The following is a 21209-nucleotide window of genomic DNA, read 5'->3' on the forward strand; positions in this document are numbered from 1 at the left end:
GCGGGCCCACTCTCGCCGGGTGTTGATCGCCGAGGGCTCCGCGTGGCCGCCACCGCAGAACTACTACGACACCATGCGTCACCGCTGGGAGTCGTGGTCGGCGTGGTGGTCGGGTGACCTGCACCGGCTGCGCACCACCGCCGCGCACACCGCGCCCGGCGGCTACTGGGCCCGGCACGCCGCCAAGTCCGGCAAGGGCGAGATCCGGCAGATGCACATGCCGTTGGCCGCGGACATTGCCCGGACCTCTGCTGAGCTGATCTTCGGCGACTCGCCGCGGCTCGACTGGGGCGACAAGTCGACCGCCGTCACGGACGCGTGGGAGACCATGGCCGACGAGATCGGCTGGACAAACACCCTGCTCGAAGGCGCCGAAACCGCGGCCGCGCTCGGCGGTGTCTACCTGCGCCCGCTGTGGGACCAGAAGCTGTCGGACCGCCCGATCCTGACCGTCGTCCGTGACGACGACGCGATCCCAGTGTTCCGCTTCGGCCGGCTTGCCGAGGTCACGTTCGTGACCGTGCTCAACGACGACCCGCACAACACGCTGCGCTGGTTGGAACACCACGAGCCCGGCCAGATCCGGCACGAACTGTGGCTCGGCAGCTCGACCAACGTCGGCCGCGCCGTGCCCCTCACCGAGCACCCCGTCACGGCCGGTCTGTCCGGCGAGCCGGTCAACACCAAGGCCATCCGCGGTAGCGAACTGCTCGTCGACTACGTCCCGAACGACCTGCCGCAGCCGCTCGTGCACACCCCGCACGGCCGCTCGGACCTCCAAGGGCTGGAGACCGACCTCGACGCGCTCGACGAGGTCTGGGACTCGTGGATCCGCGACATCCGGCTCGGCAAGGGCCGCATCCTCGCGTCCGCCGAAATGCTCGAACCGGTCTCGACGACGGGCGGTGTTGCGCGCCAGCTCTTCGGCAAGCTCGTCCGCGGCGGCCGCGAGAAGGGATTCGACGTCGACGCCGAGGCGTTCACCCCGCTGCCCGGCATGCCGGGCGACGACGCCGGCAAGCCGTCGCCGATCACCGTCGCCCAGTTCGCCCTGCGCGTGCAGGAGCACGCCGACACCGCGAACGAGCTCGTCGACAACATCGTCTCCCGCGCCGGCTACGCGCCGCAGACGTTCGGCCGCCACGTCGAAGGCCAGCTCTCCGGTACCGCAATGTCCCGCCGCGAACGCCGCTCGAACAGCACCCAGGGCCGCAAGCGGCAGTACTGGAAGCCGGGAACCCGCCGGGCCGCGGAAACCCTCATGCTGATCCGTGCGCACGTGTTCGGCGGCCCGAAGCCCGACGGACGGCCGGCGCTGGAGTGGCCGGTCGACCAGGCGGACCCGAAGGAAGCGGCCGAGACGATCAACCTGCTTGCCCAGGCCGAGGCCGTCTCGACCGAGATCAAGGTCAAGATGGCGCACCCGGAGTGGGAACAGCGCGACGTCGACGACGAGGTAAAGCGAATCAAGGCCGAAAAGCCGGCCGCGCCGGATCCGCTCACCGGCGGCGAGCCGTTCGGCCCGCCGGACCACGGCCAGCAGCAACCGCCGGGTAGCGGCGAGCCGGCCCAGTGACCGCCGCGGTTCCGCTCGGCGCGAGCCCGGCCGACGGCGCCGCGACGCTCAAGACCCTCCTCGACGTCTGGGACGTCGCCGCCGAGCGCATGATCATCACCGTGGCGCGGCGCCTCGTCCGCGGCATCACCGAAGACGGCTGGGCCGAACGCAAGGCCCGCGAAGTCCTCGGCCTCCGCGACGAGCTCCGCGCCATCACCGGCCGCCTCGACATCACCGCGCCCGACCTCGCCGAGCAGGCGCTCGCCGAGGCGTACACCATCGGCCAGCGTGTCGCCGCCACCCTCGGCCGCCCGCTCCAGTCCCGGCCCGAGCTCGTCGACACCCTCGCCCGCCGGTTCGTCGGTCAGCTCACCGGCGCCCACCTGCCCGTGATCCGCGCGCACGAAGACCTCTACCAGCGCGTCGTGCGTGACGCCGAACTGCTCATGCAGACCGGCACGATCGTGCGCCGCGACGCCGTTGCCCAGGTCGTCGACCGCCTGCTCGCCCAGGGCAAGGACCGGTTCCCGGACGCCGCTGGCCGCGAGTGGCACCTCGACACCTACGCGCGCATGGCCGGCCGTACCGTCGCCGGCCAGGCGGTCGTACAGGGCCAGCTCGACCAAATGGTCGCCGAGGGCCGCGACGTCGTGAAGATCTCCGACAGCCCGCGCGAGTGCAAGCTCTGCCGACCGTGGGAAGGCCGGTTGCTATCCATCACCGGCACGTCAGTCGGACAGGAGCTCGACGGGCACCACGTCGGCGCGACCGTCGCAGCCGCCCGAGCCGGTGGGCTCTGGCACCCGAACTGCACTCACCGCGCCGACCCCTTCGTCCCGGGCCTATCTCGAGTTTTTCCGGCCGAGTCGAACCCCGAGGGCTACAAGCAGCAGCAGGAGTTGCGCCGGCTCGAACGCCGCGCGCTCCCGCAAGCTCCGCGCCGACATCCGCGCGAACTCCGCCGCGATCCGCCAGCACGCCGAGGCCACCGGGCAGAACCGACGCCGCGACCGCGAACGTCCGGTCGCGCCGACCACCACGCGCCCCGTCGCCGAGCGGCAGCCCGCCCCCGCGCTCCGGCCCCCCGCGGCCGCCGCCGAGCCGCCCACCACGGCCCGGCTCCGCCTTGACCGCGACGAGGCGCGGCAGGCCGCGCGCGAGGCCGTCGAGCGCGTCAACGCCAAGGCCGTCGACCTCGGCGCGATGTCCGACGAAGACCTCGACGCCTACCTCACCCACGCGACCAACGCCGAGGACTTCGACGCGATGGACGCGATCATCGGTGAACTCGAACTCCGCGAAGCCGCGGCCGCGAAGACCGCGGAGAAGGACGCCGAGCGGCAGCGCGCCGCCGACGAGCGCGAACAGCAGCAGTGGGAGCACTTCGAGCGGCTGATCGACGCCGGCTGGGACGAAGAGAGCGCGGCCGCCGAGGCGTACGGGCGGTCGGTCGAGCAGCAGAACCGCGACCGCGCGATCGAGTCGCTACGGGCCCGCGGCTACACCGGCCGCGGTTTCGACGAGCTCGCGCGCGCCGCGTTCCGCGACTTCGTGTACGACCGGTACCTCGCCGCCGAGGACGAGACGCGCGGTCACCTGCTCAACGCCGCGGGCCAGGCCGCCGGCGTCGACCCGCTGAGTCTGTTCACCGGAACCTCCTCCCGCGCAAGGAAATACGCGTCTGACGAGCTGAAACTCTGGTGGGACAACCACGGTCGCATCACGTACGATGCGTATGCCGCCGACCTGCTCGGCGACTCGCAAGCCGCACGCGACGCGAAATTCCGGACCGGAGGGGAGGACTGGCTCCGATGAGTACACCCGCAGCCCTCGCTCGCGCCGCGCTCCATGCTGGCAGGGCAGCCGCCGAGCGCGGCGAACGCTCCGACACTAACCCTTGGAGCGGCACGAGCGACGACGTCGCCGAGCGAGTGCAGGCGAAGATGTGGCGCCATGGCTATCAATCGGGCAATCCGCTTGTAAAGCTCGAATATGCCACTACTCGTGACTCCGAGGGTCGTCCTCGTCAATGAATTCGGCGGAACTAATTTCGGGAAAATCTTCTAGTCTTTTTGCGAGCGCAACCTCCTGTTGAGGTTTGATGGCATCGGCAATATCGCGTCGCCATGAGGCTCGACTTTTATGAGGGTTTACTTGTTCGCCTTCGCACTGCTCTGTGAAATCGGTGAGAAGTCGGAGTGCGCTCTCGGTTCGGCGCTCTTCAAGCTCAACCCTGTGTCGCTGCCATTCCATAATCATCCGTAGTAACTTGTGGAGGCAGTATAAGGCGGATACGCTGTATCCGATTGGAGCTGAGCGTTGCGCGGTGTCTGCCAAGACGGTGATCCACGGACTTGCGAGACTTGTTCTTACGAGTGTGATTGTTTCGCCTCTGGCGATGCGACGAGCTCGCGCGCCGTCCGGCAAAAACGTGGCAGCGACGCGTGTCGTGTAATTGACGACTACGCTCAGATCGTCAACTCTTCGTTCGTATGTGCGCCACGTTGGGTACTGCCCAAGATCAATCTCTAGGCGAAGCACCTGATTGCGCGTTGTCGCTCTGACGGGCGTTGTCATGGCCCTATCTAAGCATGTTGCGCAAGACTCTCAGAGTGTCTGCACCGAGTCATGAATGTGTCGGTTCTGGGTGACAGAGCAACTGCATCGTGACCGCATGTCGAATCTCACCGAAGGCGTCCCTCCCGTTCAGCGCCCGACCATCGGCCGCGCAGTCCACTACGTCAGCTACGGCACCCCGCCGCGCGAGGACGGAACGCAGGCGTACACCTCGCAGTGCCGCGCCGCGACCGTGACCGAAGTCGACGCCGCCGAGCCATTCAATGTCGGCCTCCACATCACCAACCCGACCGGCCAGGCGTTCCAGTCGCTCGCCGACGGCGGATGCATGAACGACGAGACCGAGCACCAGGGCGGCACCTGGCACTGGCCGGAGCGCGTCTGACGAGTGACAGCGCGGCGCGACCCTCGGCAGGAGTAGCTATCTCACCGTCCTAGGAGGACACACCCGCCATGGCCCGCACCGCACTCACCCCGCAGGCGCTCACCCGCGCCGGCGCCGAGCTCATCCTCGGCGCTGTCGACGCCGCCGCGTCGCCGAACGGCAACTCGTTCCCGACCAACGGCCGCGAGGTCGTCGTCATCAAGAACGCCGACGCCGCCAGCCACACGTGCACGATCCCCGTCAACCCGGCCGCCGCGCCGGACGGCCTCGCCGTCACCTCCCGCCAGGTCGTCGTGCCCGCGGGCACGACGTACGTCGCGGGCCCGTTCGGGCCGGAATACCGGCAGGCGGACGGCAGCGTGTACCTGAACTGGGACAGCGCGACGCAGATGACCGCCGCCGTGCTCCGCCTGCCCTCCTGATCACAACCCACCGATCGACGGCCCCGCCCCGCTTTCCGCGGGACGGGGCCGTCCTATGTGGTGACACGGCCGCTCGACCCTCATCGGCATGACGCAGCCTTCCCCCACGAACGGCCCCGCCGACGGCGGCCAGGCCGGCACCGCCACCACCGACCCCGCAGGCACGCAGCCGGGCGCGGGGCAGCCGCAGAACGGCACGACCGCGGGCACGCTGTCGAGCGCGACGCAGCCGGGCACGCAGCCGCAGGACGGCCAGCAGGGCACGCCGCCGAAGCCCGGCCCGCCGCCCGGCAAGACCTTCACGCAGGCCGAGCTGGACTCGATCATCCAGAAGCGTATGACCGGGTTCGAGAAGTCGTTCGCGGACAAGCTGGCCGGCCTGTTCGGCGACCAGACCGGCGACGGCGCTCCCGCGGTCAAGCCCGAAGACGTCCTCAAGCGCGCCGAGGACATCCTCACCAGCGCGCGGACCACGGCGAACACCGCGACCGCCGAAGCGCTCGCCGCCGCGGCGGGCATCAAGCCGGAGCGGATCGAGACGTTCATCGGCCTGGCGAACCTCACCGGTGTCCTCAAGGACGTCGACCAGAACAACGCGGCCGCGGTCAAGGCCGCGATCAAGGCCGCGATCAAGGCCGCCGTCGACGCCAAGGCCGCGGAGTTCCCCGAGTGGAAGACCGACGCACCGCCGGCAGCGTCCGGCGGAGACCGCACCCAGGCCGCGGGCGGCAAGAAGACCTGGACCCGCGACGAGATCGCCAAGTTGTCGCAGGACGACCTGGTGAAGCACGCCGACGAACTTGCCCAGGCCGCCGCCGAGGGCCGCATCAGCTGAGCCAGGGTGGCCGGGCGTGGTGACACCGCCCGGCCACCCTCATCACTGCGCAAGCACCAAGGCCCGGAAGTAGCGCACCGGGGACGGAGGTAGCCGCCCGAACTCCGCGGGCTCGTCAGTTTCGAGCCACGCAGGAGGAAACCGTGGTATACGACCGCATGATCCCCGAGGTCTGGTCGGCGGCGCTGCTCAAGGCGCTGCGCAAGACCCTCGTCTTCGGTCAGCCCAACGTGATCAACAAGGATTACGAGGGCGAGATCAGCCAGCAGGGCGACACCGTCCGCATCAACTCCGTGGGCCGGCCCACCGTCAAGGACTACGTCCCCGGTCAGCCGATTGTCCGCGAGCACCTGTCGGACGCCCAGCGCGTGCTGACGATCACCGAGCAGAAGTACTTCGCCTTCGACGTCGACGACATCAACCAGCGTCAGGCGCAGGGCAACATCATCCAGCCGACGATGGACGAAGCGGCGTACGCGCTGGCCGACACCGTCGACCAGTACATCGCGAGCCTGTACACGCAGGTCGCCGCGGCGAACAACCTCGGCACGATCACCGTGCCCATCGGCACCCCGACCGACTGCTACGACAAGATCCTCGTTCCGCTGGGCCAGCGCCTCAACGAGTCCAACGTCCCGAAGGTCGGCCGGTACGTGATCCTGCCCGCGTGGCTGGAGTCCCGTCTTCTGCTCGACCCGCGGCTCATCAAGGTCAACGAGTCGGGCGACGGCGGTCAGGCCCTGCGCAACGGCCAGATCGGTCGTGCGGCAGGGTTCGACATCCTGACGTCGAACAACACCGTTTCGCCGGGCGCCAGCCAGAACGTCGTGCAGGCGGGTACCGCGGCCGCGATCACGTTCGCCGAGCAGATCAACAAGACCGAGGGTTTCGTCCGCACGACGATTTCTCCGACGCCGTCAAGGGTCTGGCCGTGTACGGCGCCAAGGTCATCCGCCCCGACTGCCTCGCGGTCGCCACCGCGCAGCAGGCCTGATAGGAGGAACCGCCAGCCATGGCACGTACCGCGCTGACCTACAGCAAGTTCGTCGGGAACGGCAGCATCGCCGATCCGGCGGGCACCAACGTGGACCGACCAACGGGCACACGATCGCCTCCGCCCAGTTCGACCGGACGGTCCTGCGCGTCACCAACACGTCGGGGGCGTCGAAGAACGTCACCGTCAAGGCAGGCACGTACCCGCCCGCGATGGCGGCCGGCCAGGGCGACCTGGTCGTCGCCGTCGCGGCGGGCGAGACCGCGTGGCTCGGCCCGTTCGAGTCCGGCCGCTTCGGCACCTCCGACGGCAGCCTGAACGTCGACCTCGCCGCCGGGCACACTGGCACGATCACGCCGTTCCTGCTCCCCAAGGCGGTCTGATCGTGACCGAGTCGACCGAGACCGAGGTCGTCCACCTCCGCGGCGAGCGCGGCGGGGTGCTGAACTTCGAGCTCCCGCTCCCCGCCGACATCGCGAAGGCGTACGACAGGCAGGCACTCGTGCGCGTCAACGCGGACGGCAGCCCGTACGTCGAGGACGCGGAGCCCGCGAGGCTGACGGCCAAGGAAAAGCTCCAGGCCGCGGCGCGTGAACTCGGCGTCGACGACTCCGGCACCGTCCCGGAGATCACGGAGCGAGTCGAGAAGCGGCGGGCACTACTCACGCAGGCCGCCGAGCTCGGCGTCGACGCGACCGGCTCCGACGAGGAGATCACGGCGCGCATCGACGCGAAGCTCGCCGAGTAAGACCGAGGCCGGGCCGCGAGGTCCGCTGTGGTGGTCGGATACGCCGGGGAAGGTGGCGCGGCCCGGGTCTCACCTACACTGACCTTCTGGAGGACACACCATGCCGTGGTACGCGCAGCGCGCCGCCGGGCACCCGAACCACGCCGACAGCGGCTCCGAGCTGGAGGCCGTCCTCCTGCGGCTCGACTACGTCGAAGTTCCCGCCCCGGGCGCCGATGTGCTGGAGCAGCCCGGAGAAGGCGTCGGGCAGGCCGAAGGCGACGAGCAGACCGGCGCCGGCGGCGGGGCGCATACCGAGACGTCCGACCCGCGCCGCGCGACCAAACGTGACGTCGCGCGCGGACACGACGGTCCCGTCGACGACGAACTCGGCGGCTGACCCGTGGATGTCGCACAGACCGTGCTGGCCGTGCTGTCCGGGCTCGGCACACTCGCCGCCGCCATCTTCGGCGGGATCGCGACCTTCGCCTTGACGCGCAGCAAGCGCGCCGCGGACGACGTCAAGGCGATGACCGAGCACATGAAGACGCTCGAAGGCCAGGTGAACGTGCTCCAGGGCTGGCAGCTCGCCGCCCGCATGTACATCTGGCAGCTTCGCGCGACGCTCGCCGACCGAGGTATTGCAGCACCGGAGTCACCTCCCGAGCTGGGCCTAGCTGCAGATTCAAGTTGATGTACTAGGCGTCGGGGCTGTCAACTTGGGCTGAGATTTCGCTTTCGAGTGACTGGATCGTCGTGGCCAGCAAGTCGAGTGCCTTCGATGGTTCCTTTGTTATTCCCGGGAAGCGTTCGAGGGTTCTGATCTCGTGAACTGACAAATTTCTTGTTAGGATCACCGGACCGTCATTGGTCTGATACTTGATGAGCAGAATGGATCCTGCGCGGATGCAGGCCGAGGGAGTGTTTGCCAGGTTTGCGATAATTCCGCTAATTGCCTGCGATATCTTGAAGTCTACTTCGGCTTGAGGGAGCAGGAGTCCTTGTACTTCAACTGCTCGCTCTACCTTTTCGAGTCGCTCTTTCATCTCCGCCGAAGTAAGAGTCTCCTTCGCCTTTGAGAAAGAGCGTCGAAATATTGAACCGTGCTCGACTGTAATCCCTTCCGGCTTGCCGTATCCGAGCGCCAAAACGACATCGTCCAAGTGGCGTAGCACGTTATCTATGGTGTCTTGGTCATCGGTGTCGAGGTACGCGTCGACGCTAATTCGATCGTCCCCTGCCGGAGGTTGAAGTGTGGAAGTTTCTGCGCCGGGCGGGTTGCTGAGATTGAACTGCATGCCACGCTCTTGGTATAGGTGTACGGGTAATGGTAACATGGAACGGAACCCATTTTGCAACCTTGACGATCGAATTATGTTTTCGATCAGCGAGTAGTTAACTTCATGTCTCGACGAGAAGAAGTTGGCTACAAATCTTATAACCGAGGCCATTTGATCGATTGTGTCGGCGAGTTCTGGCAGGAGATCTGATATGGAGCTAATGCCCATCTTATGGTAATCGGATACCATATTTTCCAGGCTGCCGATGGCGTTATTTAGGTCGTGCATTTCGCGAATTAGTCTCGCGTGTTCTGCCTGTGACCTTTTCTTCTCGTCCATGGTCGAGTCCCTTCTCCAGGTGAATCTAAGTCGACTCGCACGACGGCGGTGTTACAGGTCGAGGTGACACCTTGCGTGCAGCATGGCTGCCATGCGAACGATGTACGACGCCGTCACGGCCGCCCACATCGCTAGGGCGAATTCTCGGCTCGAGATGGTCGCTGGCTGCGGCGACAAGATTAAGCTCGAACCCCGGTCCGCGGCAGACTGGGCCGCTTTCCAAGCGCGCGCAAGGTCGAGATCGTCAATAAGGCGTCGACGAACGCGGGCCACGCCCTCGATGTCGAGCCCGGGAACGCGAGCCCTGAGCAGGCGCCCGGCTGGGCCGTGATGCGACGACGCCCCGGCTTCGTATACCCCGTCGTCTACTGCAACCGCTCGACCCTGGCCGAAGGTCAAGGCCGCGTTCTCCGCCCAGGGCGTCGAGCCGCCGCTCTACTGGATCGCCACCGCCAGCGGCCGACCGGAGATCCCCGACGGCGCAATCGCCGCGCAGTACCTGCTGGACATCGCTCCGGGCATCGACGTCTCCGCGGTCGCGGACTACTGGCCGGGCGTCGACCCAGCCCCCACCAACGGCGGCGACCAGGCCGCCGAGGACACCACGGGAGTGGAGCTCATGGAGCGCATCACCGTCACCCCGCCCAACGCCGGCCAGAACACGGTCCGGCTCACCCCGAAAGCGTCTGGCAGCGGCTCGGATGACGACGACCCGCCTGAGCTGCGCGTGGCGATCTGGACGCCGTATAACGACTTGTACTGAGACGAAAACTGAGACGGCGGGATTCCTGCACTCGTGGGAATCCCGCTTTTTTCGCTGCTCAAAGCCGCAAATCGAGTCGGGATGACAGGATTTGAACCTGCGACCCTCCAATCCCAAAGTCGAGGGTCACTGGCGACGGTGGTGCAGGAAGGGCGCGTGATGTAGCCCGCACTTCAGGCTGCCCGGGCGGCTGAGTTTGGCATGGCAGGTTCTTCGCCGAGTTGGCCTGACCGGGTGAACTTCCTGGAGAGGTTCGGGAAGGTTTTCGCAGCTCAGAGGGTCAATCCTGAGTCTCTACTGTCACTATGTCTCTTTGGACAGGTAGTTGCCACCGCCGCCGGCCTGCGCGTGTTCGCCCGGCAACGGGGCGTCCGAGCGGCACACCGGCGTTCCCGCGCCCGGTTGCGCGGGCCACACGCAGAACGCCTGGTTGAAGTTGACCGGGTACGCGCCGGCCACCGTCAGCATCCGCGGGTACGGCAACGTCGTCTCGATGAACTGGACGTCCGGCTGCGGCCAGCCCGCGGCCGGCGGGACCCCGCCCGTCACGGAAACGTTGTTGTTGTCCGGGAAACCGCCGCGCCACGCACCCGCCCAGCGCTCGATGTCGAACCGGCCCGGGCGGCCCTGGCTGATCGTCATGACCACGTCCGGCCGCCGGGCGCGGTCGCGCAACGCCGTTCCGTAGGCCGCTTCCACGATCCCTTCGTCGAAGTAGCCCCACACGACCGGGAAGCTCACCGCCTGCACGACGGCCGGGCCGGCCGGGGTGTCGAGGACACGTCCGTCCAGCTGCAACGCCGACGCTCCCGCCGGGTTCGAGATGGTGATGCCCGAGCCGTCGAGCTGGAACGGGTCGAAGCCGCTCACCAGGACGCGCCGCGTGTTCCCGAGCGGGAACCGGACGTCGTCGAGGCCGCGCGAGCCGCGGTCGAACGCGGTCAGCAGCGCGTTCCGCCCGGAGGGGAACGACTTCAGCTGCCGGATGGCGCTGCTGAGCTGCAGCCGCGCCCAGTAGAGCGGCCGGTCGTCGAACCGGTCGAGCGTGCCGAGATCCGGCCGGCGCCCCTGCGCGCGATCGACGGCGGTCCGCCACAGCCGAGCCCCGGCCTGCGTGACAACGCGCTCGGCCCGGCGCGGGGTCCGTGCTTCGCAGAGGTCGTGCTTCACCTCGGCGACGAACGGATCGAGCCCGGCCAGCCGCACGAGTTCGGGCCCGACGGCGGGGCCACCGGAGGGCAGGGTCGCGGTCAGGCGCTGTTCCTCGACGGTCAGGGGAACGGTCGAGTCGAAGCAGCCGGTCGTGGCGGCGGCAACGGTGGGGAAGGCGACGAGCGGAAGGGCGGCGAGCAGGGGGAGCAGGGCGGTCAGGCGCACGGGTTTCCCTCCACGGCGTGGGTGACGCGGTCGAGTCTTCCGCCGACCGCGCCACTCACGTAACCCGCGGAAGTCGGGATCAGCCGGTCGCCAGCACCTTCAACCGCGTGATGTCCGCGCTGAACTGGTCCTGGTCAATGGGCGAAGAGCTGTACTGCCAAAACGTGTAGAACCCCCAGTTGTACGGCAGCGTCCCCGCCGACGACGCGTACCGCGCCACCCACAGCGGGTTCGTCGAACTGAAGTCGCCCGTGTTGCCGGTGCACTGGCTCCACCAGCTCGTTGCCGTGTAGATCACCGGCCAGCGGGTCGTCTTCGCGTGGTACTCGTCGCTGAACGCCTTGATCCACGCCACCATCTGGGCCGGTGTCTTGCCGTAGCACGCGTTGTTCGGGCCCCACTCGATGTCGAGCGTGCCCGGGAGCGTTTTGCCGTCCTTCGACCAGCCGCCGCCGTGGGCGACGAAGTAGTCCGCCTGGGCCGCGCCGCCCGACGTGTCCGGGCGGCCGTAGTGGTAGGCCCCGCGGATCATGCCCACGTTGTACGACCCCGTGTACTGCTGGCTGAAGTACGCGTTCTGGTAACCCGTGCCCTCGGTCGCCTTGACGTAGGCGAACTTCTTGCCCGCGCTCCAGTACGACGCCCAGTTGACGTTGCCCTGGTAGGAGCTGACGTCGATGCCGGGGACGCTCGCGTCGACCGACGCGGGCAGGAGCCCTCCCGAAGCCACCCCGTCGTGGGCGCGGATCGATGCGCCCATCTCGTGGTTGTCCGGGTCCGGCGCCGCCGAGGCGGCGGGGGCGGTCACGGCCAGCAGGGAGGCCGAGACCGCGACAGCGGCGCCGAGCAGGCGGCGCCACCTCCGTGGTGCAGTCATCTTCGGTTGTTCCTTTCGGGTTGCCCTCGCGATGCGCGGTGTGCAGGCCGCGCCGCATGATTCTGTTACAGCGAGCACCGCAACGTCACTGCTCCATGTGAAGCAATTTCGAAGTCTGGGGAAACATGTGAAACATTGGCAAACCGGGCGAATCGGCCGATCCGCGCCCTTTGGCGTCTTGAAGGCGCTTGATCCGAAGGGCAGACTCGCCCGCATGCCCGCGCACTGGAGCCGAACCACGCTCGTCCTGGCCGCTGCCGCCGCGCTCACCGCCGGCGTAGCCGCGCCCGCCGTCGCCGCCACTCCGACGCCGAAGTCCCCGGTCGCCGTCGGGTTCGGGGGCGCCGTGGCCAGCATCGACGCCGACGCCACCGCGATCGGCACGAAGGTCCTGCGCGACGGCGGCAACGCCGTCGACGCGGCCGTCGCGGTCGCCGCCGCCCTCGGCGTCACCGACCCGTTCTCCGCCGGCGTCGGCGGCGGTGGGTTCTTCGTCTACTACGACGCCAAGACGCACCGCGTCCACACGCTCGACGGCCGGGAAACCGCGCCGAAGACCGCCGACGCGAACCTCTTCGTCGAGAACGGCCGGCCGCTGCCGTTCGCCGACGCCGTCACGAGCGGGCTCGGCGTCGGCGTGCCCGGCACGCCCGCGACGTGGTCCGAGGCCCTGCGCAAGTGGGGGACGCGCTCGCTGGCGAAGTCCCTGAAGCCCGCGGAAGACTTGGCGCGCAACGGTTTCGTCGTCGACTCGACGTTCCAGACGCAGATCGCGAACAACGCCGCGCGGTTCTCCGCGTTCCCCTCGACGCGGTCGCTGTATCTGCCCGGCGGCGCCCCGCCGGTGCCCGGGACCGTCTTCCGCAACCCCGACCTCGCCGCGACGTACGCGCAGCTCGAGCGCCACGGCGTCGACGCGCTCTACGACGGCCCGATCGGCGCCGACATCGCGAAGACCGTCCAGCAGCCGCCGAAGGACCCGGCCTCGACGCTGAACGTGCGCCCCGGCAAGCTGACCACCGCGGACCTCGCCGCCTACCGCGCGATCGAGCGCACCCCGACCCACGCGACCTACGAGGGCCTGGACGTCTACGGCATGCCGGCACCGTCCTCGGGCGGGCTCACCGTCGGCGAGGCGCTCAACATCCTCGAGAACTTCGACCTCAAGCACGCCAGCAAGGCCGACTACCTGCAGTACTTCCTGGAGTCGACGCGGTTCGCCTTCGCCGACCGCAACCGCTGGATCGGCGACCCGGCGTTCGTCGACGTCCCGGCCAAGCAGCTGCTGAGCCAGCGCTTCGCCGACTCGCGGGCGTGCCTGATCTCGAAGGACAAGGCGGCGACCAGCCCGGTCGCGCCGGCCGACCCGAAGCACCCCGCTCCGTGCGCGGCGGGCACCACCGCCGCGCCGACGCCGTACGAGGGCGAGAACACCACGCACCTGACGGTCGCCGACAAGTGGGGCAACGTCGTCGCCTACACGCTGACCATCGAGCAGGAGGGCGGCAGCGGGATCGTCGTGCCGGGCCGCGGGTTCCTGCTCAACAACGAGCTGACCGACTTCTCGTTCACGCCCGTGACGCCGGGCGTGCCCGACCCGAACCTGCCCGGCCCGGGCAAGCGGCCGCGCTCGTCGATGGCGCCGACGATCGTCCTCGACCACGGCCGCCCGTTCTTCGCGACGGGTTCGCCGGGTGGCGCGTCGATCATCACGACGGTGCTGCAGGTGATCCTGGGCCGCCTCGACCGCGGGCTGTCCCTGGAGGACGCGATCGCGGCGCCGCGGGCGTCGCAGCGGAACTCGGCGGCCGCCCAGGTCGAGCAGGCGTTCCTGGACCAGCCGGAGACGGCGGACCTGAAGGCGAGGGGCCAGGGCTTCTCGACGGCGCCGGCGGAGATCGGCGCGGCGACGGGCGTGGAGCGGCTGCGTGACGGCCGCTGGCTGGCGGCGGCGGAACCGGTCCGCCGCGGCCAGGGCGCGGCCCAGGTGGTGTGGCCGTTCAACTGGTAGCGCGGAGGCTCCGGGCCGGCGGGCGACCGCCGGCTCAGGGTTCGAGCGCCCAGCGGATGTAGCGCGTCTCCGGGACGAACCCGGCCCGCTCGAACACCCCGGAGGCGCCGGACGGGCTCGCCGAGTCCACGACCAGGCTCGCCCGGTCGTAACCGCGCTCCGCCGCGGTGCGCAACGCGTGTGCCAGCAGGGCGGTGGCGACCCCGCGCTTCCGGTGCTCGCGCAGCGTCCCGACGATCATGAAGTGCGCGTCGCGGATCCCGGTGGCCGCGGTGTCGGCGTCCCAGGACATCGTCACCAGCAGGCCCACCGGAGCGCCGGCGGCGTCGCGGTGCAGGAAGCTGACCTCGGGCCGGAACGTCTGGTTGACGATCTTGTTCCGCCACATGTCCGCGGGCATCGGCACCGCGCCCCAGGCGTCCTCGAACGCCGCGTTCCGGACCCGCCGGAAGTCTTCGTCGGTCTCCGCCGACCACGGCTCGATCCGGGCTTCCACCGGGGCGATGTCCCCGAGCGGGTGTTCCATGCGCCGGAAGTACCGGACCGGCTCGAAGCCCCGCGAACGCATCAGCTCGGCCAGGCCGGCGATGTGCCCGGGGCGGTGGACGTCCACCGCGAGCCGCCGGCCCGGGTGGTGCAGTTCGTGGAGGACCTTCGCCGCGGCCACCCCGGCCTCGACGAGCCGGGTGCCGATGCCCCGGCGCCGGTGGGCCGGGTGGACCCCGCCGTCCAGGAAGACCCGGTGGACGTCTTCTGCGGACGGCTTGAACCGGATCTTCATGTAGCCGATCATCGTGTCGCCGTCGAAGGCCGCGAGACTGCCGCGCTCGAGGTCGGTGTACGGGTCGACCAGCTCCTGGCGGGTGTCCTCGGCCGTGTAGCTCTCGCCGATCCCGTCGGCCGCCTCCATCGCGTTGAGCAGGTCAGCGGCGGCCTGGGCGTCCTCGACGGCAAGGGGCCGCCACGTCGGAGTGGGCATGCCGGCGACGCTAACCGGGCTCGCGCGCGCTGTCGCCCGGGTTTTCCGGCGGGCGCGGGCGCGCCGCGATCACGGGGGCCTTCTAGACTCGGGCCCGATGTTCCAGCCACCTGAACCCTCCCCACCGGGGGTGGGCCGATGAAGCTCGTCTTCGCCGGCACGCCCGAGCCGGCCGTCCCCGCGCTGCGCGCCCTGCTCGACTCCGGCCGCCACGAGGTCGCCGCCGTCGTCACCCGCCCGGACGCGCAGGCCGGCCGCGGCCGCCGCGTCGTCCGCTCGCCGGTCGGCGCCCTCGCCGACGAGCATGGCATCGAGGTGCTGACGCCCGCGCGCGCCGGCGACCCGGCCTTCCTCGCGCGTCTGACCGAACTGGCGCCGGACGCCTGCCCGGTCGTCGCCTACGGCGCGTTGCTGCCGCAGGCCGCCCTCGACATCCCGCGCCTCGGCTGGGTGAACCTGCACTTCTCGCTGCTGCCCGCGTGGCGGGGCGCGGCGCCGGTGCAGGCCGCCATCCGCGCCGGCGACGAGATCACCGGCGCGTCCACGTTCCGGATCGTCAAGGAGCTGGACGCGGGCCCGGTCTACGGCGTCGTCACCGAGGCGATCGGCGCGACCGACACCGCCGGCGGCCTGCTCGGGCGGCTCGCGGAGTCCGGGGCCAAGCTCCTGCTGTCCACCATGGACGGTCTGGCCGACGGCAGCCTGGTCGCCCGCGACCAGCCCGCCGAGGGCACCAGCTACGCGCCGAAGGTGACGGTCGAGGACGCGCGCGTGTCCTTCGCCGACCCGGCCTCGGCGGTCGACCGGCAGATCCGGTCGGTCACCCCGGACCCGGGCGCGTGGGCGGAGTTCCGCGGGGAACGGCTGAAGCTCGGCCCGGTCACGGTGCTCGACGAACCCGGCCCGCCGCCGGGCGAGATCGTGGTCGAACGCAAGCGGGTGCTGGTCGGGACGGCGACGAAGCCGTTGCGGCTCGGCGAGGTCCAGGCGCCTGGCAAGAAACGGATGGCGGCCACCGACTGGGCTCGCGGATCACGCATCGAGCAGGGAGAACGCCTCCGGTGAACGACCACAGGGAACGACGTCCGTCACGGCCGCAGCGGGGCCGCCCCGCGCCGCGCAAGGAAGGGCCGCGCCGCCCGCCGGAGGTGGACCCGGCCCGGCAGGCCGCGTTCGACGTCCTCGCGGCCGTGCGCACGAAGGACGCCTACGCCAACCTCGTCCTGCCCGACCTGCTGCGCGAGCGGCGGATCACCGGGCGCGACGCGGCACTGGCCACCGAACTCGCCTACGGCGCGTCGCGGGCGCAGGGCCTGCTCGACGCCGTCATCGCGGCCTGCGCCGAGCGCCCGCTCTCGCAGACCGACCCGGCGGTGCTCGACGCGCTGCGCCTCGGCGCCTACCAGCTGCTGCGGACGCGCATCCCCGAGCACGCCGCCGTGACGTCCACTGTGGACCTCGTCCGCGCGGAAGCCGGTTCGTGGGCCACCGGGTTCGCCAACGCGATCATGCGCAAGGTGTCCGAAAAGGATGAAGCGGCGTGGCTGGACGAGCTCGCGCCGGACGAGGCCACCGACCCGATCGGCGCCTACGCGCTGCGCACCGCGCACCCGCGCTGGGTCGCCCGGTCGTTCGCCGAAGCGCTGGGGGACAAGGGCGCGGGCCTCAAGGCCGCGCTCGAAGCCGACGACGCCCGGCCCGAGGTGCACCTGGTCGCCCGGCCCGGCGAGATCAGCGCCGACGAGCTGGCCGCGATCACCGGCGGCGACCCGGCGCCGTACTCGCCCTACGGCGTCCGCCTGCCCGCGGGCGCCGGCGACCCGGCCGACGTCGAGCCGGTCCGCGAGCGGCTGGCCGCCGTCCAGGACGAGGGCAGCCAGCTGTGCGCGATCGCCGCGACGAAGGTGCCCGTCGAGGGCTCCGACGAGCGTTGGCTCGACCTGTGCGCGGGTCCCGGCGGCAAGGCCGCGCTGCTGGGCGCGCTGGCGGCGTTGAGCGGGGCGACCGTGGACGCCGTCGAAAAGGCTCCGCACCGCGCGAAGCTCGTCGAGAAGGCCACGAGCGGTCTGCCGGTGAAGGTGCACGTCGCCGACGGCCGCGAGTCCGGGCTGGAGCCGGGCTACGACCGGATCCTGGTCGACGCGCCGTGCAGCGGGCTCGGCGCCCTGCGGCGGCGGCCGGAGGCGCGCTGGCGCCGCAAGCCGTCGGACGTCGCGGACCTGACGAAGCTGCAGGGCGAGCTGATCACCGCGGCGTACGGGCTGCTGCGGCCGGGCGGGGCGCTCACCTACGTCGTCTGCTCGCCGCACCTGGCCGAGACCGAAGGCGTGATCGGCGAGACGGCGCGGCGGCTGAAGGCCGAGGTGCTGGACGCGCGCGAGCTGTTCCCGGGCGTGCCGGAGCTGGGCGACGGGCCGTACGTCCAGCTGTGGCCGCACCGCCACGGCACCGACGCGATGTTCTGCGCCGTGCTGCGCAAGCCATGAGGGACCTCGGGCTGGTGGCGGGCTCGTGCGGCGGGCTGGACACCCGGTTCGCCGCCGAGCTGGTCCGGCCCGCGGCCGAGCGCGGCTGGCGCCCGGCGATCACGTTGACGCCGACGGCCCACCGCTGGCTGGAGTCGACGGGCGGCCTCGCCGAGGTGGCTTTGTCGACCGACCTGCCGGTGCGCAGTGTTTCCCGGTTGCCGGGGGAGCCGCGACCGCACCCGGACCCGGCGGTGTTCCTGTTCGCGCCGGCGTCGGCGAACTCGGTGGCCAAGCTGGCGCTGGGAATCGCGGACAACCAGGCGCTGACGGTGCTCGGCGACGTCCTGGGCGCGCCGGGGATCACGATCGTGGTGGCGTACCAGATCCAGGACACGCGGGTGTTCCACCCGGCGTGGCAGCGCCACCTCGACACCCTCGCGGAGGCCGGGGTGACGCTGCACCGCCTGGATGTCGGGCGGCCGTGGACCGAGGCCCTGGACCTGCTGCCCTGAGCCCGCCACGGCGGAAGGCTCCACTGGCCGCTTGGTTCCTGAGCGTTCGTATCCATTCGGAGGCGTGGGAAAGCCCTGCGTGCAGCTGCTCGATGGTCGCGGGCGTGACGTTTTCCTGCATCGCTCCGTGCAGGCGAGCGACAGCTGCCTGCTCGCAGCTTCATGATCAGGCCGGCGGTGTAGAGGAGCTCCTCGCGGAGGCCGGCGTGAAGCTGCACCGCCTGGATGTCGGGCGCCCGTGGACCGAGGCCCTGGACCTGCTGCCCTGAGCCCGGCCGCGGGGGCGCCCCCCGTTTTCCACGTTACCGGCCGGCACCGACAGTTCCGGGCCGCGAGCGGCGCACGCTGCCGGTGGGCGCCGCTCGCGAACGGCGAATTACGAACACACCGCCGCGTCGGTCGCGGCCAGCAGGTGCGCATTCGTTTCGGCCGGCGTCGGGTTCTGGTTCAGCACCACCGTCACCCGGCGGCCGCCCGGACCGACTCCGGCCAGGTTCGTGAAGCCGATGATCCCGCCCTCGTGCCCCCAGAACTCCCCGCAGGACAACGGAATGCTCCCCACCCCGAGCCCGTAGCGGGCGCCGGGCACACCCAGGTCGGCCGGGACCGTGCGCTTCATCTCCGCCAGCTCGGCCGGGCGCAGCAGGCGACCGCCCAGCAGCGCGCCGTAGAACCGGTCCAGGTCCGCCGGCGTCGAGACCAGTCCGCCCGCCGCTCCCGCGATCGTCGCGTCGAAGTCGCTGAAATCCACCAGGTCCGGCGTGTAGCCGACCGCGTGCGGGTCCGGCAGCTTCTCGTCGCCCCGGCGCGGTAAATACGTGTCGCGCAGGCCGAGCGGCCGGGTGATCCGCTGGGCGATGAGGTCGCCCAGCGCGCGCCCCGTCACCTTCTCGGCGAGCATCCCGGCGACGATGTAGTTCGTGTTCGAATACGACCAGCTCGTCCCGGGCGGGAACAGCGCCGGGTGCTTCAGCGCCAGCGTCACGAGCTCTTCCGGCGAAGCGCCGCGGTGCCGCAACGCCTCCGGGTCGCTCAGGTCGAACTCCTGCAGGTAATCGGGAATCCCGCTCGTGTGCTGCAGCAGCTGCCGCACGGTGATCCGCCGGTCGGGCAGCAGCCCCGGCAGGTACCGCTCGACCGGCGCGTCCAGCTTCACCCGGCCCTCGCCGGCCAGTTGCAGCACGACGGTCGCCACGAACGACTTCGTGACGCTGCCCGCCCGGAACGAACCGTTGCGCGGGAACGGTTTCCCGGTCGTGACGTCACCCGCGCCGCTGCGCACCACCCGCGTCCGGTGGCCGTCCTGGATCACCGCTTCGGCGCCCGGCACGCCGTCCTGGGCGGTGAGCACGTCCAAGTTCGCCTGCACCGAACCGGCCGCGAGCGCCGGTGCCGCCGTGGTCGCCGCCAGCAGCACGGCCAGCGTGCCGGCCGCGACGATCCGCACTGATTTCCGCATGGAAGAACCCCCTGGTGTCTCGGTGCTCCCACGCTAGGGAGCCCGCGCACCAGGGGGCATGGGGCAGGCCGCCGGAACGCTCCGGGGGCCTGCCCTACCGCGTCAACGCAGGCGAAGCGCCCGCTTCAGGGTCCCGAACAGGTCGGTCTGGTTGGTCAGCCCGACGATGTTGGCCGCCTGCGGGCCGAGGCCCGCGATGCGCACCTGGGTGCCGGTGTGCGACTGCGAGCCGCCCGTCTCCGCCGTGCCGTACGCCAGGGTCATGTTCGCGCCCTCGTTGGTGACGAGCGTCGCGGTCAGACCCGGGGTCGCGGTGGGCTCGACGATCTGGCTGCTGTGGCCGTGGTCGGCCGTCACCAGCACCAGGGTGTCCGGGTGGCTGCGGGCGAACGCCGTGCCCGCCGCGATCGCCGCGTCGAAGTCGACCGTCTCGCCGATCTGGCCGCACGGATCGGCCGCGTGGTCCTGCTTGTCGATGCTCGCGCCCTCGACCTGGAGGAAGAAACCCTTGTCGCTGCGCCGGTCGTCGAGCAGCTCGAGGGCCTTGCGGGTCTGGTCCGCCAGCTTCGGCTGGGTCGACGGCAGCTTCGGGTTCGGGGCGCAGCGGGCCGGCGCGGTGCCGCCGTGGACGGCCGCGGGGCCGACCCAGTTGACCGGCATGTTGCCGTCGGCGAACAGGCCGAGGACCGGCTTGCCCTTCTTGACCGCGGCCAGGTCGGCCGCGGTGTTGACGACGGTGTAGCCGGCCGCCTTGGCCTGGTCCAGGACGGGCTTGCCCTTGAACTTGCCCGCCGTCACCGGCTGGTTGAAGTACTTCGCGCCGCCGCCCAGCAGGACGTCGGGGCGGGTCTGCACCAGCTGCTCGGAGATCGAGCCGAGGCCGCCGTTCTCCTTGGCGTTCTTCGCGCACTTCGCGGTCGTCTCGACCGGGCCCTTGCAGTCGCGGTTGACGACGTGCGAGCCGAGCACGGCCGGGGTCGCGTCCTGGACCTCGGCGGTGGTCACGTCGCCGGTGCGCAGGCCGTTGCGCTTGGCGATCTCCAGGATCGTCGGGACGTCGTTGCCGTACGCGTCGACGGAGATGGCGCCGTTGTAGGTCTTGGTGCCGGTGGCCCAGCCGGTGCCGGACGCGGCCGAGTCGGTCACGTAGTTCGGCTTCGCCGGGTTGTTCTGCTCCACGGCGTACGTGGTGTAGTCGCCGGTCAGCGGCAGCTCGTCCATCGCGAGCCGGCCCGCGGCGCCGCGCTCGTAGTTGCGGGCGGCGGTGATCTCCGACTGGCCCATGCCGTCGCCGATGAACAGGATCACGTTGCGGGCGTGCCCGCCCTGGACCGCGGCGCGGACGTCGTTCGTGCGGTCACCGGTACCGGCCGACGAACGCGCGTCGGCGGAGTCGGAGCCGTTGGTGGCGAGGGCGACCGGCGCGGCGGCGACCAGCGCGGCGCCGAGCGCGCCCGCGACCAGCCACCGTCGGCGGCCGGCGAACAGCGAAGCCATGTTTCTCCTCATTGGGGGACTTCGGGAGGTAAGGCCCGGATTTCGGACACGGGCTATTAGTCCTCTCGCATGTGTGGTGCGAAGAGACGCGAGGTGACCGCCGGGTGGCCCCTGGCCGAACTCATGGCTTCCCGTGGGTGACCGGGAGC

21 protein-coding genes and 1 pseudogene are annotated in these 21209 nt (G+C 70.3%); 16 read left to right on the forward strand and 6 right to left on the reverse strand.

Going from position 1 to position 21209, the window contains the following annotated elements:
* Positions 1 to 19: 19 nt before the first annotated feature.
* The 11 genes from ACERZO_RS00225 (at position 20) to ACERZO_RS00275 (ending at position 8192) form a co-directional block, all read left to right on the forward strand.
* On the forward strand, positions 20 to 1576 hold the full coding sequence (locus ACERZO_RS00225; RefSeq protein ID WP_372659906.1) for a phage portal protein: 1557 nt from the start codon (positions 20 to 22) through the stop codon (positions 1574 to 1576).
* On the forward strand, positions 1573 to 2688 hold the full coding sequence (locus ACERZO_RS00230; RefSeq protein WP_372659908.1) for a phage minor capsid protein: 1116 nt from the start codon (positions 1573 to 1575) through the stop codon (positions 2686 to 2688). Before ACERZO_RS00225 ends, ACERZO_RS00230 begins: the two co-directional genes overlap by 4 nt.
* 73 nt (positions 2689 to 2761) lie before the next feature.
* A complete protein-coding gene (locus ACERZO_RS00235; protein ID WP_372659910.1) occupies positions 2762 to 3373 on the forward strand; it encodes a hypothetical protein in 612 nt (203 codons plus the stop codon).
* Positions 3374 to 4232: 859 nt separating this feature from the next.
* On the forward strand, positions 4233 to 4520 hold the full coding sequence (locus ACERZO_RS00240) for a hypothetical protein (protein WP_372659912.1): 288 nt from the start codon (positions 4233 to 4235) through the stop codon (positions 4518 to 4520).
* A 68-nt stretch (positions 4521 to 4588) separates the two neighbouring features.
* Positions 4589 to 4942 (forward strand): hypothetical protein, encoded by a 354-nt coding sequence (locus ACERZO_RS00245; protein WP_372659914.1) that lies wholly within the window; start codon positions 4589 to 4591, stop codon positions 4940 to 4942.
* Positions 4943 to 5030: 88 nt separating this feature from the next.
* The gene (locus ACERZO_RS00250; RefSeq protein WP_372659916.1) at positions 5031 to 5777 is read left to right on the forward strand and encodes a hypothetical protein; all 747 of its coding nucleotides are present in this window, start codon (positions 5031 to 5033) and stop codon (positions 5775 to 5777) included.
* Between the two features lie 143 nt (positions 5778 to 5920).
* On the forward strand, positions 5921 to 6808 hold the full coding sequence (locus ACERZO_RS00255) for a phage major capsid protein (protein WP_372659918.1): 888 nt from the start codon (positions 5921 to 5923) through the stop codon (positions 6806 to 6808).
* A gap of 175 nt (positions 6809 to 6983) precedes the next feature.
* A complete protein-coding gene (locus ACERZO_RS00260) occupies positions 6984 to 7154 on the forward strand; it encodes a hypothetical protein (RefSeq protein WP_372659920.1) in 171 nt (56 codons plus the stop codon).
* A gap of 2 nt (positions 7155 to 7156) precedes the next feature.
* Positions 7157 to 7519 carry a hypothetical protein gene (locus ACERZO_RS00265; RefSeq protein WP_372659922.1) on the forward strand — a complete coding sequence of 121 codons (363 nt, stop codon included), beginning with the start codon at positions 7157 to 7159 and terminating at the stop codon, positions 7517 to 7519.
* A gap of 100 nt (positions 7520 to 7619) precedes the next feature.
* Positions 7620 to 7898, forward strand: coding sequence for a hypothetical protein (locus ACERZO_RS00270; RefSeq protein WP_372659924.1), 279 nt, complete (start codon positions 7620 to 7622; stop codon positions 7896 to 7898).
* Between the two features lie 3 nt (positions 7899 to 7901).
* A complete protein-coding gene (locus ACERZO_RS00275; RefSeq protein WP_372659926.1) occupies positions 7902 to 8192 on the forward strand; it encodes a hypothetical protein in 291 nt (96 codons plus the stop codon).
* A 4-nt stretch (positions 8193 to 8196) separates the two neighbouring features.
* On the opposite strand, the gene ACERZO_RS00280 is transcribed toward ACERZO_RS00275, so the two are convergent.
* Positions 8197 to 9117, reverse strand: a complete 921-nt coding sequence (locus tag ACERZO_RS00280) for a hypothetical protein (protein WP_372659928.1) — start codon at positions 9115 to 9117, stop codon at positions 8197 to 8199.
* Between the two features lie 619 nt (positions 9118 to 9736).
* Between ACERZO_RS00280 and ACERZO_RS00285 the strand changes: the two genes are divergently transcribed.
* Positions 9737 to 9880, forward strand: a complete 144-nt coding sequence (locus ACERZO_RS00285; RefSeq protein WP_372659930.1) for a hypothetical protein — start codon at positions 9737 to 9739, stop codon at positions 9878 to 9880.
* A gap of 306 nt (positions 9881 to 10186) precedes the next feature.
* Here ACERZO_RS00285 and ACERZO_RS00290 read toward each other — a convergent pair.
* A pseudogene (locus ACERZO_RS00290) lies at positions 10187 to 11257 on the reverse strand (hypothetical protein); the annotation flags it as partial.
* A gap of 79 nt (positions 11258 to 11336) precedes the next feature.
* Entirely contained in the window at positions 11337 to 12134 is a 798-nt protein-coding gene (locus tag ACERZO_RS00295) for a lysozyme (RefSeq protein WP_372659932.1), read from the reverse strand.
* A 214-nt stretch (positions 12135 to 12348) separates the two neighbouring features.
* Here ACERZO_RS00295 and ggt point away from each other — a divergent pair, with 214 nt between their 5' ends.
* Positions 12349 to 14145 (forward strand): gamma-glutamyltransferase, encoded by a 1797-nt coding sequence (ggt, locus tag ACERZO_RS00300; protein ID WP_372659934.1) that lies wholly within the window; start codon positions 12349 to 12351, stop codon positions 14143 to 14145.
* 34 nt (positions 14146 to 14179) lie between these two features.
* On the opposite strand, the gene ACERZO_RS00305 is transcribed toward ggt, so the two are convergent.
* Positions 14180 to 15124: a GNAT family N-acetyltransferase gene (locus tag ACERZO_RS00305; RefSeq protein WP_372659936.1), complete on the reverse strand. Its 945-nt coding sequence runs from the start codon at positions 15122 to 15124 to the stop codon at positions 14180 to 14182.
* A gap of 138 nt (positions 15125 to 15262) precedes the next feature.
* Here ACERZO_RS00305 and fmt point away from each other — a divergent pair, with 138 nt between their 5' ends.
* Genes fmt through ACERZO_RS00320 form a run of 3 tightly spaced genes read left to right on the forward strand, consistent with a single transcriptional unit; the run spans position 15263 to position 18104 of the window.
* Entirely contained in the window at positions 15263 to 16189 is a 927-nt protein-coding gene (fmt, locus tag ACERZO_RS00310; protein WP_372659938.1) for a methionyl-tRNA formyltransferase, read from the forward strand.
* Positions 16186 to 17610, forward strand: a complete 1425-nt coding sequence (locus ACERZO_RS00315; protein WP_372659940.1) for an RsmB/NOP family class I SAM-dependent RNA methyltransferase — start codon at positions 16186 to 16188, stop codon at positions 17608 to 17610. Before fmt ends, ACERZO_RS00315 begins: the two co-directional genes overlap by 4 nt.
* A complete protein-coding gene (locus ACERZO_RS00320; RefSeq protein WP_372659942.1) occupies positions 17607 to 18104 on the forward strand; it encodes a flavoprotein in 498 nt (165 codons plus the stop codon). The genes ACERZO_RS00315 and ACERZO_RS00320 overlap by 4 nt, the downstream gene beginning before the upstream one ends.
* A gap of 376 nt (positions 18105 to 18480) precedes the next feature.
* Here the strand turns inward: ACERZO_RS00320 and ACERZO_RS00325 are convergent, their stop codons facing one another.
* Positions 18481 to 19563, reverse strand: a complete 1083-nt coding sequence (locus tag ACERZO_RS00325) for a serine hydrolase domain-containing protein (RefSeq protein ID WP_372659944.1) — start codon at positions 19561 to 19563, stop codon at positions 18481 to 18483.
* A 102-nt stretch (positions 19564 to 19665) separates the two neighbouring features.
* Positions 19666 to 21060: an alkaline phosphatase gene (phoA, locus tag ACERZO_RS00330; RefSeq protein WP_372659946.1), complete on the reverse strand. Its 1395-nt coding sequence runs from the start codon at positions 21058 to 21060 to the stop codon at positions 19666 to 19668.
* Positions 21061 to 21209 lie beyond the last annotated feature (149 nt).

Source organism: Amycolatopsis kentuckyensis (genome assembly GCF_041679295.1).
In the GTDB taxonomy this organism is placed as follows: domain Bacteria; phylum Actinomycetota; class Actinomycetes; order Mycobacteriales; family Pseudonocardiaceae; genus Amycolatopsis; species Amycolatopsis kentuckyensis_A.